This is a genomic window from Georgenia yuyongxinii, from assembly GCF_006352065.1.
Taxonomy (GTDB): Bacteria; Actinomycetota; Actinomycetes; order Actinomycetales; family Actinomycetaceae; genus Georgenia; species Georgenia yuyongxinii.
Genome location: NZ_CP040915.1, coordinates 3,428,255 through 3,441,659 on the forward strand (window position 1 = coordinate 3,428,255; position 13,405 = coordinate 3,441,659).

Here is a 13,405-nt window from a genome sequence, read left to right on the forward strand (position 1 = left end):
AGACGAACCGGCGGTCCGTGCCCGGAGGGGGTCGGGCACGGACCGCCGGTGGTCCGTCGTCGCGCCTGAGCGGCGCGGGCGCGTCAGCGGGAGATCACGACCTTCAGCGCCTTGGTCTCGGCCGCCCGGCCGAAGGTGTCGTAGGCGTCGAGGACCTGGTCGAAGGTGAAGTGGTGGGTCGCGAACTTCTCGGCCTCGAGCTTGTGCTGGGCGACCAGCTTGAGCAGCATCGAGGTGGTCGAGGTGCTCACCAGTCCCATCGTTATCGCGATGTCCTGGATCCACAGGTCTTGGAGCGGCAGCTCCACCGCCTTGCCGTGGACGCCGACGTTGGCGACCGTGCCGCCGGGTCGCACGAGCTTGAGGCAGGTCTCGAAGGTGGCGGGGATGCCGACCGCCTCGATGGCCACGTCGACGCCCAGCCCGTCGGTCATCGCCTTGACCGTGTCGACGAAGTCCGGCTTGCCGCTGTTGACGCCGTCGGAGGCCCCGAAGGTCCTCGCCAGCTCCAGGCGGTTGTCGTCCAGGTCGATGGCGATGATCCGCGCCGCGCCGTACAGGCCCGCCGTCATGATCGCGGCCAGCCCGACCGGTCCGGCGCCGACGACCGCGACCACGTCGCCGGGCTTGACGCGGCCGTAGCGCACGCCGATCTCGAAGCCCGTCGGCAGGATGTCGGAGAGCATGACCGCGGCCTCGTCGCTGACGCCGTCGGGCACCTTGTACACGGAGTTGTCGGCGAACGGGACCCGGACGTACTCCGCCTGGGTGCCGTCGATGAGGTGGCCGAAGATCCAGCCGATGCCGCTCGCACCCTCGTCCGCCAGGCAGTGGGCGTAGAGCCCCTGGTGGCAGTACGAGCACGCGCCGCAGGCGCTGATGCAGGAGATGATCACGCGGTCGCCGACGGCCAGCGTGGAGACGGCGTCGCCCACCTCGGTGATCGTGCCGACGCCCTCGTGCCCGAGGATCCGGCCGTCGGTCACGGCGGGGACGTCGCCCTTGAGGATGTGCAGGTCGGTGCCGCAGATGGTGGTGGTGTCCATCCGGACGATGACGTCGGTGGGGGCCTGGATCGTCGGGTCGGGCACGTCCTCCCACGCCTTCTGACCCGGTCCGTGGTACACGAGTGCCTTCATTGCTCACGACCTCCTTGTCGCTGCCGGCCTGACGGCCGGTGCCCGCCACACCGCGGACCTGGTTTCCATGGTGCGGTGCGGGCGGCGCCGGCGGCAAGGACGTTGGTCCTGCGTCACGGTTAGCAGCACCTGAGCCCGCGCCCACCGCGCCGCCGCGTGGGCGACCCGGCCCGCCGGCACGGCAGACTGAGGGAGTGATCGTCCCCTTCGCGCCTTCGGAGCGCTCGACCGTCGGCATCGAGTGGGAGCTGCAGCTCGTCGACGCCGACTCCGGTGACCTCCGGCAGGCCGCCGGCACCGTCCTCGAACGGCTCACCGGTCCCGACGGCCCCCACCCGAACGTCCATCCCGAGCTCCTCCTCAACACCGTCGAGGTGGTCTCCGGCGTCAACCGCACGGTCGGCGGGGCGGGACGCGACCTCGAGCGCGCCATCGCCGACCTGCGCCCCATCACCGACTCCCTGCGGATCGAGCTGGCCAGCGCCGGGACTCACCCCTTCGCGCGCCCCGCCTACCAGCGGGTCACCGACAAGGAGCGCTACGCCACCCTCATCGACCGCACCCGGTGGTGGGGCCGGCAGATGCTGCTCTACGGCGTGCACGTGCACGTGGGCATCGAGGACCGGGACAAGGTGCTGCCGCTCATCGGGGCGCTGATGACCCGGTTCGCGCATCTGCAGTCCCTGGCGGCGTCGTCGCCGTTCTGGGGCGGGGAGGACACCGGCTACGCGTCCAACCGGGCAATGATGTTCCAGCAGCTGCCCACCGCCGGGGTGCCGTACATGTTCCGCCGCTGGGAGCATCTGGAGCGCTACGTCGAGGACATGACCCGCACCGGCGTCATCGACGACTTCAGCGAGCTGCGCTGGGACGTGCGCCCCTCCCCCGGCCTGGGCACGATCGAGGTGCGGGTGTGCGACGCCGCCACGAACCTCCAGGAGGTGCTCGCCGTCTCGGCGCTCACCCACTGCCTGGTGGAGCACTACTCCGCCATGCTCGACGCCGGTGAGGAGCTGCCGCGGGTGCCGCCGTGGTTCGTCGCGGAGAACAAGTGGCGCTCGGCGCGCTACGGCATGGACGCGATCCTCATCCTCGACGACGCCGGCGAGGAGGAGCTCGTCACCGACACGGTCGCCAAGATGCTCGTCGAGCTCGCCCCCGTGGCCGAGCGGCTGGGCTGCGCGGCCGAGCTGGCGGACGTCCAGCGCATCCTCGACGGCGGCGCCTCCTACCAGCGCCAGCTCAAGGTCGCCGAGCGCGGCACGCTCGACGCCGTCGTCGCCTCGATGGTCGCCGAGATGCGGGCGGGCCACCCGCTCTGACCCGCCCCCGCCCCTTCCCGCGAGATGTCAACTTCTCCGCGACATGTCGAGTTCTCGGCGACGCCCACTACTAGTCATTACCCAGTACTGGGCATAGGTTGATGCCATGGCTCTGGCCGTCAGCCCCGCACGGGACCCGCAGCTGCTCAAGGGCGTGCTGCCGATGCTCGTGCTCGCGTTGCTGAAAGACCGCGACTCCTACGGGTACGAGCTGGTCACCCGACTGCAGCATGCCGGCCTGGTCGACATCGCTGCCGGTTCGGTCTACCCCGTCCTGGCCCGCCTCGAGCGCGACGAGCTGGTGGGCTCCTACCTCGTGCCCTCGTCCGCCGGCCCAGCCCGCAAGTACTACACCCCCGTGCCCGCCGGCCTGAGCCACCTCGCCACCCAACGCCGCGCCTGGCGGGCACTGGGCGACGTCGTCGACGCCGTGTTTGCCGCCGCACACCAGGAGGAGCCATGAGCACCCCAGCACCGTCCGCGACGCCCCGGCACCGCCCGAGCCTGCGCGAGCGATTGCGGCGCGAGGCCTACCTGCTCGACCTCCAAGTCTGGCTGGACACCTACCCCGGGCGGCGGCGCCGGGCCCTGGTGCGCCAGCTGCGGGCGGACCTCGACGCCGCCGCCGTGGAGTCGTCGATGAGCGAGGCGATCGCCTCGCTGGGTGACGCGCGCTCATTCGCCCGCGAGTACCTCGATCTGCTCCCGCGCGACAGGCCGCGCTGGCAGGTGGGTGCCGCCTGGGCGCTGGGATGGCTCGCCGCCTGGCTGCTCGTGGTGAGTGTCTTCGTTGCGGCACTGCTGCAGGTGGCGGCCGGGGCGGGGCCCGACGGCGTGCGCGCTCGCCTGCTCTGGGCGGAGCTCACGGTGCGGAACACCGGGGCGGGTGTCTCCGTGGAGAGCCTCGCCGGGTTCCCGTGGTCCCTGGTGATCGCGCTGACTCTGTTCCTCTTCGTCGGTCGGGCGTGGCGGGTGGTGCCGGCGCTCCGACCGGGGCGGCGCGACGGGGCCTAGGGCACGCCGTCGTCCCTTCGACGGCGGAACCGGCTCAGACGCGCACCGTCTCCAGCGGCATCCCGGAGTCGGTGGGCAGATCCAGGGACGACGGCGCCGCCCCCTCCCGCACGAGGGCCGAGCCGAGCGCGGCGATCATCGCCCCGTTGTCGGTGCAGTAACGGATGGGCGGGATGCGCACCGTGATTCCGTGCTGCTCGGCCCGCTCGGCGGCCAGGGCACGCAGGCGCGAGTTGGCGGAGAACCCGCCGCCGACCACGAGGGTGTCGCAGCCGTGGGTCTGGCAGGCGGCGAGCGCCTTGGCGGTCAGCACATCGGCGACAGCCTCGGAGAAGCCGGCGGCGACGTCGGCGGCGGGCACCGCCTCGCCCCGGTCCTCACAGCCCTCCACGTAGCGGGCGACCGCCGTCTTCAGGCCGGAGAAGGAGAAGTCGTACGGGTGACGGACCTTGTCCTTGCCGGTGGACAGCCCGCGCGGGAAGCGGATGGCCCCGGGGTCCCCGGTCTGGGCCAGCCGGTCGACGTGGGGGCCGCCGGGGTACGGCAGCCCCAGCAGTCGGCCGACCTTGTCGAAGGCCTCGCCGGCGGCGTCGTCGAGGGTCTGGCCCAGCTGTCGGACCCCGGTGGCAATGTTGTCCACAAGCAGGAGGGAGGTGTGCCCGCCCGAGACGACCAGCGCGACGAACCGCTCCGGGAACGCTCCGTGCACGAGCTCGTCGACGGCGGCATGGCCGATGACGTGGTTGACGCCGTAGAGCGGCTTGCCGGTGGCCAGCGCGAGGGCCTTGGCGCCGGCGACACCGACGGTCAGGGAGCCGACGAGCCCGGGCCCGGCCGTGACGGCGATGGCGTCGACGTCGCCCAGGTCCACCCGTGCCGCCTCGAGCGCGGCGTCGACGGTGGGCACGAACGTCTCGAGGTGGGCGCGGGAGGCGACCTCCGGAACGATGCCGCCGTAGCGGGCGTGCTCGTCCATCGAGGAGGCGGTGACGTCGGCCAGCAGCTCACGGCCACGCACCAGCGCGGCGCCGGTCTCGTCGCAGGAGGTCTCGATGCCCAGGATGAGGGGTTCGCTCACCGCACCAGGGTACGCGGGTGCCGCGGGCGCCCCGTCAGCGCAGCGCACGAAGGCGATCAGCGCAGGTGCCTGACGGCGCTCGGCGCCCGCACATGGCGGTGGGCCCCACCCGACCGGGTGAGGCCCACCGATGACATCTCACGGAGAAGATGACATCTCGCGGGATGTTGGGGTGCGGGTCAGCGGCCGTGCACCAGCGCGCGCTGCAGGTCGCCGTTGAGCGTGGAGATGACGTCGAGCGGGATCTCCTTGGGGCACACCGCGGCGCACTCGCCGATGTTGGTGCAGCCTCCGAAGCCCTCGGCGTCGTGCTGAGCCAGCATGTTCACCACGCGGGCGTCGCGCTCGGGCTGGCCCTGGGGCAGCAGCCCGAGGTGGGTCACCTTGGCGGCGGTGAAGAGCATCGCGGAGGCGTTCGGGCAGGCCGCCACGCAGGCGCCGCAGCCGATGCAGGCGGCCGCCTCGAAGGCGCGGTCGGCATCGCGCTTGTTCACCGGCGCGGCGTGCGCGTCGGGCGCGGCGCCCGTGTTCACCGAGATGTAGCCGCCGGCGTCGATGATGCGGTCGAAGGAGGAGCGGTCCACGACCAGGTCCTTGATCACCGGGAACGCGGTGGAACGCCACGGCTCGAGGGTGATCTTGTCGCCGTCCTTGAACGAGCGCATGTGCAGCTGGCACGTGGTGGTGCGCTCCGGGCCGTGCGCGTTGCCGTTGACCATAATGCCGCACATGCCGCAGATACCCTCGCGGCAGTCGGAGTCGAAGGCCACCGGGTCCTCGCCGCGCTCCGTGAGCTCCTCGTTGAGCACGTCGAGCATCTCCAGGAACGACATCTCCTCGGAGATGCCGACCAGGTCGTAGGCGACCAGGCGGGGCTCGGCGCTCGGGCCGGCCTGGCGCATGACGTTGAGGGTGATCTTCACTTGTAGCTCCGCAGCTTCAGCTCGATGTTCTCGTAGACCAGGGCTTCCTTGTGGAGCACGGGGGCGCCGTCGGCGCCGGCGTACTCCCATGCGGCCACGTAGGCGAACTCGTCGTCGTGGCGCAGCGCCTCGCCGTCCTCCGTCTGGGACTCCGCGCGGAAGTGGCCGCCGCAGGACTCGCGGCGGTGCAGCGCGTCGATGCACATGAGCTCACCGAGCTCGATGAAGTCGGCCACGCGGCCGGCGCGCTCGAGGGCCTGGTTGAGCTCCTCGTTGGTGCCGAGGACCTTGACGTCGCGCCAGAACTCCTCACGCAGCTCCCGGATGCGCCCGATGGCGAACCTCAGGCCCTCCTCGCTGCGCTCCATGCCGCAGTACTCCCACATGATCTGGCCCAGCTCGCGGTGGAAGGAGTCCACCGACCGGGTGCCGTTGGTGGTGAGGAGGTGGTTGATGCGTCCACGCACCGACGCCACCGCCTCGACGACGGCCGGGTGGTCCGAGGCGATCTTCTCGAACGGCGCGTCGGCCAGGTAGTCGTTGATGGTGTTCGGCAGCACGAAGTAGCCGTCCGAGAGACCCTGCATCAGCGCCGACGCGCCCAGCCGGTTGGCGCCGTGGTCGGAGAAGTTCGCCTCCCCCGTCACGAAGAGGCCGGGGATGGAGGACTGCAGGTCGTAGTCGACCCACAGCCCGCCCATCGTGTAGTGCACGGCAGGGTAGATGCGCATCGGCACGTCGTACGGGTTCTCCCCGGTGATGCGCTCGTACATGTCGAAGAGGTTGCCGTACTTGGCGGAGACGGCCGCCCGGCCCAGGCGCGCGATGGCCTCCGCGAAGTCGAGGTAGACGCCGCGGGAGACGCCCTCGACCTTCGGGCCCACGCCGTAGCCCTCGTCGCACACCTGCTTGGCCGCCCGCGAGGCGATGTCGCGGGGCACGAGGTTGCCGAAGGCGGGGTACTTGCGCTCGAGGTAGTAGTCGCGCTCGTCCTCGGGGATCTGCCGCGGGTCGCGGTCGTCGCCCTTCTTCTTGGGCACCCAGATGCGCCCGTCGTTGCGCAGCGACTCGCTCATGAGGGTGAGCTTGGACTGGTAGTCGCCGGCCACCGGGATGCAGGTGGGGTGGATCTGCGTGTAGCAGGGGTTGCCGAAGAAGGCGCCCTTGCGGTGCGCGCGCCACGTGGCCGTGACGTTGGAGCCCATGGCGTTGGTCGAGAGGTAGAACACGTTGCCGTACCCACCCGTGCCGAGGACGACGACGTCGGCCAGGTGCGTCTCGATCGCGCCGGTGACCATGTCGCGGACGATGATGCCGCGCGCGCGGCCGTCGACGACGACGAGCTCGAGCATCTCGTGCCGCGAGTAGGTGGTGACCGTGCCGGCGGCCACCTGGCGCTCGAGCGCCTGGTAGGCGCCGAGCAGGAGCTGCTGCCCGGTCTGGCCGCGGGCGTAGAAGGTGCGGGAGACCTGCACCCCGCCGAAGGAGCGGTTGTCGAGCAGGCCGCCGTACTCACGGGCGAACGGCACACCCTGCGCCACGGCCTGGTCGATGATGTTCGCGCTGACCTCGGCCAGGCGGTAGACGTTGGACTCGCGCGAGCGGTAGTCCCCGCCCTTGACCGTGTCGTAGAAGAGCCGGTAGACGGAGTCGTTGTCGTTCTTGTAGTTCTTCGCCGCGTTGATGCCGCCCTGGGCGGCGATCGAGTGCGCTCGGCGCGGGGAGTCCTGGTAGAAGAACGCGGAGACGTTGTAACCGGCCTCGCCCAGCGTGGCGGCCGCCGACGCCCCGGCCAGGCCGGTGCCCACGATGATGATGTGCATCTTGCGGCGGTTGGCCGGGTTGACCAGGCGGGCGGCGAACTTGCGCTGCTCCCAGCGGTCCCGCAGCGGCACGCCGGGAGCCTTGGTGTCGGCGACCGGCGCCCCCTCGCGGTACAGGCCCTGGAGGAGGTCGCTCGTCGTCTCGATGGTTGACGTCATGTCTGTTCCGTTCTCAGTTCACGAAGCCGAGCAGGATGGCGGTGGGAGGCGCCATGAACCCGACCAGGAGGACCGCGGCGACCGCGTAGGCAGCGAGGTTGATGGCCCGCTGGCGGCGCCGGTTGGACGCTCCGAGGGTCTGCAGGCCGCTCCACACACCGTGCCGCACGTGCATGGTCAGCGCCAGGATCGCGACCAGGTAGGCGAGGTAGACGTACCAGTGCTCGGGCTGGAAGGCCTCGACGAGGCGCTGGTAGGGGCTGTCGAACGTCCCGCCCACGTTGATGGTCAGCGTCGTGAACTGCAGCAGGTGGAAGATCACGAACGCCAGGATGATGAGGCCGCCCCACCGCATCGTCCGCGAGGCGTAGGTCTGCACCTGCCGCTTGTGCATGACGTAGCGGGTGTGCCGCGCCCCCCGCGCCCGCCGCCAGAGCGTGGCGGCCGCCGCCACGTGGACCACCAGGGCGATCACGAGGACCGCACGCTGGATCCACAGGAAGCCCTCGTGGGGGAGGTAGGGGTACAGCAGCGTGCGGAGACCGGCCGCGTAGCCGTCGAAGGCCTCCTGGCCGGAGAACGCCTTGAGGTTGCCGTACATGTGCAGAAGGACGAAGAGCACGAAGAGCACCCCGGTCACAGCCATCGTCACCTTGAGGGCGACAGTGGTGTTCCGGGCGCGGCGCGGCCTCGTCGGCGCTGTGGTCGTGACCATGGTCCTGATGGTAGCGAGTTCTAGGTCACAGCAGCGCCACCGTCCGGGCATCTGTCCGGCTTTTCGTTCGCATACCGGCCACCGACGTGTTCAGTCTCACACCGAGTTTCGGGACGTCTCAGGCGCGATCGTCCGTCTCAGCGAACCGTGACCCAAAGACCGATGCCCTTCGTCGCCGCGCGCCTGCTCGACGAAACCGCCCTCGCCGTCCTCTTCGACGGCGCCCGCGCGACCAACACCTTCACCCCGGAGCCGGTGCGCGCGCGTGTCGTCGCGCGCACCCGACCCGGCGGACCCCGCACGCCCAGCGCCCGCGCGCGTCGACTTCAGTTCGCTCAGGTGACAAACGTTCGCTGAGGTGACGCCTTGGCGCCTGACATCTCCCCGATGACGGGCCCGCTCAACGGCACGGCTAGCGTTCGTCGACCGCCGTCAGTCCGAGCCCGTCGCTGCCGGCCGGGCCGGGTCGCCGCACCACTGCGACCACGAGCCCGCGTAGAGGGTGGCCGTGACGCCCACGCTGGCCAGCGCGGCCACCTCGTGCGCGGCGGTGACTCCCGAGCCGCAGTAGACGGCAACCGGGCTGGTCCCGTCCGCACCGAGTGAGGCGAACCGCTCCCGCAGCTCGGCCGCCGGGCGGAACGTGACGTCGGGTCCGAGGTTGTCGGTGGTCGGCGCGCTCCGGGCCCCGGGGATGTGCCCGGCGCGGGGGTCCACCGGTTCCACCTCGCCGCGGTAGCGCTCTGCTGCGCGGGCGTCGAGCAGCACCCCGGTGGCGGGCCAGGCCGCCGCGTCGCGGGCCGCTGCCGTCGGCATCCCGGCCCGGCCGGTCGCGACGATCGGCAGGACGACGTCGCCCGGTTCCGGTGCCGCCTCCCCCTCCTCCAGCGGCAGCCCGGCGCGGCGCCAGGCGGCCAGGCCGCCGTCGAGCAGGCGCACCTGCAGGCCCGCCCAGCGCAGCAGCCACCAGGCGCGCGCCGCGGAGGTGCCGCCGACGTCGTCGTAGGCCACCACCTGGTCCCCCGCATGCAGCCCCCAGCGGCGGGCGGCGGCCTGCAGGTCGACAGGGTCAGGCAGCGGGTGCCGGCCGGCGGCGGCGGACGGCGGCGCCGCCAGCTCGGACTCCAGGTCCACGTACACCGCACGGGGCAGGTGTCCGGCCCGGTACGCCGCGCGCCCGTCCGGCGCGCCCAGCGCCCAGCGCACGTCCAGCAGCGCGGGCGCCCGGGGGCCGTCGACCTCGGCGGCAAGCGCCCGCGCGGTCACGAGCACGTCGCTGCGCTCCATCAGTCCTCCCCGAGCTCGTTGCCGACCGGCCCCGGGCCGCGGCGCAGCACCTTGCGCATGACCACCGCGTCCTCCCGCTCGGCGAGGTAGTAGTTCCGGCGCCGGCCGATCGGTACGAAACCGGCTCGGGCGTACAGCGCCTGCGCACCCTCGTCGGAGGCGCGCACCTCGAGGAGCATCGAGCGCGCCCCCTCCTCGGCGGCGGTGCGCACGAGCGCGTCGAGCAGTCGCGTGCCGATGCCGCGCCGCCGGTACCCGGCCGCGACGCCCACGGTCATCACCTGCGCCTCCTCGCCCGCCGCCACGCCGGCGTAGCCCACGAGCCGCTCGGCGCCGTCGGCCTCGATCACCGCGGCCACGTAGGTGCGTCCGGCGGCGGCGAGCTCCTCGATGTAGGTGCCGCGGCTCCAGGCGCCGGCGCCGAAGAGCTGGGGCTCGAGCTCGAGTACCCGGCCCAGGTCGGCCGTCGTCAACGGGCGCAACCGGACCGCGTCGGGCTCCGGCGTCGGGGCCGTCATCAGGTGGCGCGCTTGGGCGCGGCCGCGACGTGGACGTCGGGGCGGCGCAGGTAGCGCGGCTCGGTGCCCAGCTCGACCCGCTCCCCCGCCACGCGCCCGGCGAGCCGGGCGCGTACGAGTCGGGCCAGGACGGCCGGGTCGAGGCGGGTGGGCAGCCCGGGGGTGGGCGGGAGCTGTTCGGAGTACAGCTCGGCTCCCGCACCGACGACCAGCGCCCCGCTCGCGTCCTCGGCGGCACGGGCGGCGGGTCCGACCTCGGGGCCCGTGAGCCGCTCGACGTCGTCGGCGCCGCGGGCGCGGTAGCGGGCCCAGTAGACCTCCTTGCGCCGGGCATCGGTGGCGACCAGCACCTCGGCGTCGGGGCGCAGGTCGAGGGCCTGGCGGGCGAGGACGTCGAGCGAGCAGACCCCGTGGACCTCGACGCCGCGGGCCCGCCCGAGCGCCGCGGCCGTGATCAGGCCCACCCGCAGGCCGGTGAACGGTGCGGGGCCGGTGCCGACGGCGACGGCGTCGAGCTCGCTTCCCGCAGGCAGGAGCTCCGCGGTCATGGGCGCGAGGGACTCCGCGTGCCGCCGCGGGTCGGGGCTGTGCGCGGCGCCCAGGACGGTGACCGGCCCCTCGGCCGGGGCGTCCGTGAGCGCGACGGCGCTGCCGCTGGAGGTGTCGAGGCACAGGATCCGCACCTGGCCAGGGTAGTGCGCGCGGCCGGGACGGTAGCGCGGGGCCCCGGCCCGTGCGTCAGCGCCGGGCGCCGCGCCCGGGCCGGTGGCGGGCGCTTCGGCCCGGCGGCTGCTCGGCGCGGCTGCCTTCCTCGGGGCGGCGCAGCCACACGACGATCCCGACCCAGACCAGCACCACGGCCACCGCCACGGCCACCCAGACGAACGGCTCGGGGCCGCCCTGCGGTGCCGGTTCCGGGGCGCCGGAGCCCGGCTCGGCCGAGCCGGGGGTCTGGTCCGCGCGCTGTTTGATGAACTGCTGGTAGACCTCGAGCGGTGCGGCGCCGGCGAGGTTCTCGCGGGCGACGGGGTCGAGGGGGCGCACCTCGCCGTCGGTCACCGTGAACCAGCCGTCGAGCGGCACGTCGTGGATCAGCGGGTCGGCGAGGTCCAGTCCACGCATCGCCTCCGCCAGCTCGGCCGCGCCGGTGATCTGTGCGGTCGGGTCGGCGCCGTCGTCGGGCTCGTCGGCGAAGAGGACGCCGACGGCGGTGTCGTCGAGCACGAGGGGGGCCGCCCACTCGGCGGGGTTCGTCTTGGGCTCTGCCGCGGGGGTGAGGTCGGCGCGCTCGATCAGGCCCGGTGTCCAGACCATGACCGTGCGCACGGCGCCGATCTCGACGTCGGCACGCTGCTGCACGGTGAGCCCGGCCAGCTGACCGGCGCCCTGGGTGACGACGGCGTCGGGTCCCTCGAGCGCGAACCAGTCTGCGACGGCGGGCGGCACTCCCGGCCCGATGGGCAGCGGCTGGGGCGTGGGCCCAGGTTCGCTGACGGGGTGGGCGGGCGTCGGCCCTAGGAGCAGGATCACGAGCGCGCCGAGCAGCGCCAGCACGACGGTCAGTGCGGGAGCGGCCGGGCCGGCGGGAGTGGGAACAAGCCGCCCCGCAGCCGCAAGCCGCCCTGCAGTGGCTCGTCCGCTCACAGGTGCCATGGCGCCAGCACGCCGGCGAGGTCTGCCTCGGCCCACCGGGCGCCGACGGCGGTGACGCGCACCTCGCGCGGGCTCGCCCCGGCCAGGTCCTCCGGTCCCGCCGCGCCGTTCCCGCCGCCGCGCGGGCGGCGCACCTCCACCTCGAGGCGGTCCTCCGCGAGCGCCTCCACCTTGCCCTCGCCCCACTCGACCACCGTGACGGAGTCCTCCAGCGAGGTGTCCAGGTCGAGGGCGTCCACCTCCTCGAACGACCCCAGCCGGTAGGCGTCGACGTGCACCAGGTCCGGCCCCCGCCCAGGGCGGAATGCACCCGGGCGATGATGAAGGTCGGCGACGCCACCTGGCCGCGCACGCCCAGCCCGGCGCCGATGCCCTGGGTCAGCGTGGTCTTGCCCGCCCCGAGCGAACCGCTCAGCAGCACCAGGTCCCCGGCGCGCAGCACGCCGGCCAGGGCCTCCCCGAGCGCCCGGGTGGCGGCGGCGTCCGGGACGGTGACGGTCACGTCGGTCATGCGTCCTCCCACGTCCCCGCCGCACCGACGTGCACGCGGGGCACTCGGCACCCGAGGCGGGTGACGATCTCGTAGTTGATGGTGCCGACGGCGCGCGCCCAGTCGTCGGCGGTGGGGCCGCCGTCGCCGCCGTCACCGAACAGGACCGCGGTGTCCCCGACGGCGACGTCGCCGCTCTCCGGGCCCAGGTCGACGACCACCTGGTCCATGCACACCCGCCCGGCCACGTGGTAGCGCCGGCCGGCGACGGCGAGCGGGCCCGCCCCGGAGGCGGCGCGCGGGATGCCGTCGCCGTAGCCCAGCGGCACCACGCCCAGGTGGGTGTCGGCGGTGGTGACGGCGGTGTGCCCGTAGGAGAGCGGGGTGCCGGCCGGTGCGGCCTTGACCACGGTGAGCCGGGCCTCCAGCGTCATGGCCGGGCGCAGGCCGAGCGCCGCGGAGGTGGCGACCTCGGGCGCCGGGGACAGTCCGTAGACGGCGATCCCGGGACGCACGAGGTCGAAGTGGGTGGCCGGGTGGAACAGGGTGCCGGCCGAGGCGGCCAGGTGCCGTAGCTGCGGGCGCAGCCCGGCCCGCTCCGCCTGCGCCAGGGCCGCGGAGAACACCTCCACCTGACGGGCGGTGGCCGGGTTCGCCGGCTCGTCGGCACAGGCCAGGTGGGACCAGACGCCGACGACGTCCACAGTGCCCTCGGCCCGGGCGGCCATGGCGGCGGCAACGAGCTCTGCGAAGGCCTCCGGGCGGGCGCCGCCACGACCCATGCCGGTGTCGACCTTGAGGTGGACTCGGGCGGTGCGGCCGGTGGTCCGGGCGGCGGCGGCGATCTCGTGGACCGCCCACGGTGCGGAGGCGGACAGGTCGATGCCAGCCTCGAGGGCACGGCCCAGCGGCGCTCCCGGCGGGAAGATCCAGCTGAGGATCGGCGGGCGGCCCGCGGAGGGGGTCCGGTCCAGACCAGCGCGCAGCTCGAGCGCCTCGGTGAGCTGCGCCACCCCGAGCCAGGCGGCCCCGCCGGCCAGTGCCGCGCGCGCCACCGGCAGCAGCCCGTGCCCGTAGGCGTCGGCCTTCACCACGACCATCGTCGCGGCGCCCGGGGCAGCGGCACGCAGCAGGCCCACGTTGGCCGCGATGGCGTCGAGGTCGACGACGGCGCGCGCCGGGTGCGTGGCCGCGGTCTCGGCCGCGGTGAGCGGCAACGTCTCGGACGAAGTCACGTCCCCCAGTCTTTCATCCGTGCGGGGTGTCTCTGCGCAGCGAGGCTGG

The 13,405-nt window shown here is 73.2% G+C and carries 14 protein-coding genes and 1 pseudogene; 4 read left to right on the forward strand and 11 right to left on the reverse strand.

The features are described from left to right. Positions 1–83 precede the first annotated feature (83 nt). Complete coding sequence (locus FE374_RS15495) at positions 84–1,139, reverse strand: zinc-dependent alcohol dehydrogenase family protein (protein WP_139930079.1); 1,056 nt, start codon at positions 1,137–1,139, stop codon at positions 84–86. Between the two features lie 194 nt (positions 1,140–1,333). Between FE374_RS15495 and FE374_RS15500 the strand changes: the two genes are divergently transcribed. From FE374_RS15500 to FE374_RS15510, 3 genes are all read left to right on the forward strand, one after another. Further along, the gene (locus tag FE374_RS15500) at positions 1,334–2,461 is read left to right on the forward strand and encodes a glutamate--cysteine ligase (RefSeq protein WP_139930080.1); all 1,128 of its coding nucleotides are present in this window, start codon (positions 1,334–1,336) and stop codon (positions 2,459–2,461) included. A 106-nt stretch (positions 2,462–2,567) separates the two neighbouring features. Continuing rightward, entirely contained in the window at positions 2,568–2,924 is a 357-nt protein-coding gene (locus FE374_RS15505; protein ID WP_139930081.1) for a PadR family transcriptional regulator, read from the forward strand. Continuing rightward, positions 2,921–3,475 carry an HAAS signaling domain-containing protein gene (locus FE374_RS15510; protein ID WP_139930082.1) on the forward strand — a complete coding sequence of 185 codons (555 nt, stop codon included), beginning with the start codon at positions 2,921–2,923 and terminating at the stop codon, positions 3,473–3,475. The genes FE374_RS15505 and FE374_RS15510 overlap by 4 nt, the downstream gene beginning before the upstream one ends. A 34-nt stretch (positions 3,476–3,509) precedes the next feature. Here FE374_RS15510 and tsaD read toward each other — a convergent pair whose 3' ends face one another. The 4 genes from tsaD to FE374_RS15530 all read right to left on the reverse strand — a co-directional run bounded on the left by tsaD (position 3,510) and on the right by FE374_RS15530 (position 8,173). Continuing rightward, positions 3,510–4,553: a tRNA (adenosine(37)-N6)-threonylcarbamoyltransferase complex transferase subunit TsaD gene (gene tsaD / locus FE374_RS15515; RefSeq protein ID WP_139930083.1), complete on the reverse strand. Its 1,044-nt coding sequence runs from the start codon at positions 4,551–4,553 to the stop codon at positions 3,510–3,512. A gap of 179 nt (positions 4,554–4,732) precedes the next feature. After that, positions 4,733–5,476 (reverse strand): succinate dehydrogenase/fumarate reductase iron-sulfur subunit, encoded by a 744-nt coding sequence (locus FE374_RS15520; RefSeq protein ID WP_139930084.1) that lies wholly within the window; start codon positions 5,474–5,476, stop codon positions 4,733–4,735. Further along, positions 5,473–7,458, reverse strand: coding sequence for a fumarate reductase/succinate dehydrogenase flavoprotein subunit (locus tag FE374_RS15525; protein WP_139930085.1), 1,986 nt, complete (start codon positions 7,456–7,458; stop codon positions 5,473–5,475). The genes FE374_RS15520 and FE374_RS15525 overlap by 4 nt, the downstream gene beginning before the upstream one ends. A gap of 13 nt (positions 7,459–7,471) precedes the next feature. Next, positions 7,472–8,173, reverse strand: a complete 702-nt coding sequence (locus FE374_RS15530; RefSeq protein ID WP_139930086.1) for a succinate dehydrogenase cytochrome b subunit — start codon at positions 8,171–8,173, stop codon at positions 7,472–7,474. A 162-nt stretch (positions 8,174–8,335) separates the two neighbouring features. Here FE374_RS15530 and FE374_RS15535 point away from each other — a divergent pair, with 162 nt between their 5' ends. Then, positions 8,336–8,530, forward strand: a complete 195-nt coding sequence (locus tag FE374_RS15535; RefSeq protein ID WP_139930087.1) for a hypothetical protein — start codon at positions 8,336–8,338, stop codon at positions 8,528–8,530. A gap of 75 nt (positions 8,531–8,605) precedes the next feature. Here FE374_RS15535 and FE374_RS15540 read toward each other — a convergent pair whose 3' ends face one another. The 6 genes and pseudogenes from FE374_RS15540 to alr form a co-directional block, all read right to left on the reverse strand. Then, positions 8,606–9,460, reverse strand: a complete 855-nt coding sequence (locus FE374_RS15540) for a sulfurtransferase (RefSeq protein WP_139930088.1) — start codon at positions 9,458–9,460, stop codon at positions 8,606–8,608. Then, positions 9,460–9,978 (reverse strand): ribosomal protein S18-alanine N-acetyltransferase, encoded by a 519-nt coding sequence (gene rimI / locus FE374_RS15545; RefSeq protein ID WP_139930089.1) that lies wholly within the window; start codon positions 9,976–9,978, stop codon positions 9,460–9,462. Before rimI ends, FE374_RS15540 begins: the two co-directional genes overlap by 1 nt. Continuing rightward, entirely contained in the window at positions 9,978–10,661 is a 684-nt protein-coding gene (tsaB, locus tag FE374_RS15550; protein ID WP_139930090.1) for a tRNA (adenosine(37)-N6)-threonylcarbamoyltransferase complex dimerization subunit type 1 TsaB, read from the reverse strand. The genes rimI and tsaB overlap by 1 nt, the downstream gene beginning before the upstream one ends. Positions 10,662–10,716: 55 nt before the next feature. Beyond that, positions 10,717–11,622, reverse strand: a complete 906-nt coding sequence (locus tag FE374_RS15555) for a hypothetical protein (RefSeq protein ID WP_139930091.1) — start codon at positions 11,620–11,622, stop codon at positions 10,717–10,719. Next, positions 11,619–12,142: pseudogene (gene tsaE / locus FE374_RS15560) on the reverse strand (tRNA (adenosine(37)-N6)-threonylcarbamoyltransferase complex ATPase subunit type 1 TsaE). The gene FE374_RS15555 and the pseudogene tsaE overlap by 4 nt, the downstream one beginning before the upstream one ends. Then, complete coding sequence (alr, locus tag FE374_RS15565; protein WP_230978344.1) at positions 12,139–13,356, reverse strand: alanine racemase; 1,218 nt, start codon at positions 13,354–13,356, stop codon at positions 12,139–12,141. Before alr ends, tsaE begins: the two are co-directional and overlap by 4 nt. Positions 13,357–13,405 lie beyond the last annotated feature (49 nt).

Coding starts and splice junctions, on each gene's coding strand:
- FE374_RS15510 (WP_139930082.1), top strand. CDS start 2,921: ATGAGCACCCCAGCACCGTCCGCGACGCCCCGGCACCGCCCGAGCCTG.
- FE374_RS15530 (WP_139930086.1), bottom strand. CDS start 8,173: ATGGTCACGACCACAGCGCCGACGAGGCCGCGCCGCGCCCGGAACACC.
- FE374_RS15505 (WP_139930081.1), top strand. CDS start 2,568: ATGGCTCTGGCCGTCAGCCCCGCACGGGACCCGCAGCTGCTCAAGGGC.
- FE374_RS15540 (WP_139930088.1), bottom strand. CDS start 9,460: ATGGAGCGCAGCGACGTGCTCGTGACCGCGCGGGCGCTTGCCGCCGAG.
- FE374_RS15495 (WP_139930079.1), bottom strand. CDS start 1,139: ATGAAGGCACTCGTGTACCACGGACCGGGTCAGAAGGCGTGGGAGGAC.
- rimI (WP_139930089.1), bottom strand. CDS start 9,978: ATGACGGCCCCGACGCCGGAGCCCGACGCGGTCCGGTTGCGCCCGTTG.
- FE374_RS15525 (WP_139930085.1), bottom strand. CDS start 7,458: ATGACGTCAACCATCGAGACGACGAGCGACCTCCTCCAGGGCCTGTAC.
- FE374_RS15535 (WP_139930087.1), top strand. CDS start 8,336: ATGCCCTTCGTCGCCGCGCGCCTGCTCGACGAAACCGCCCTCGCCGTC.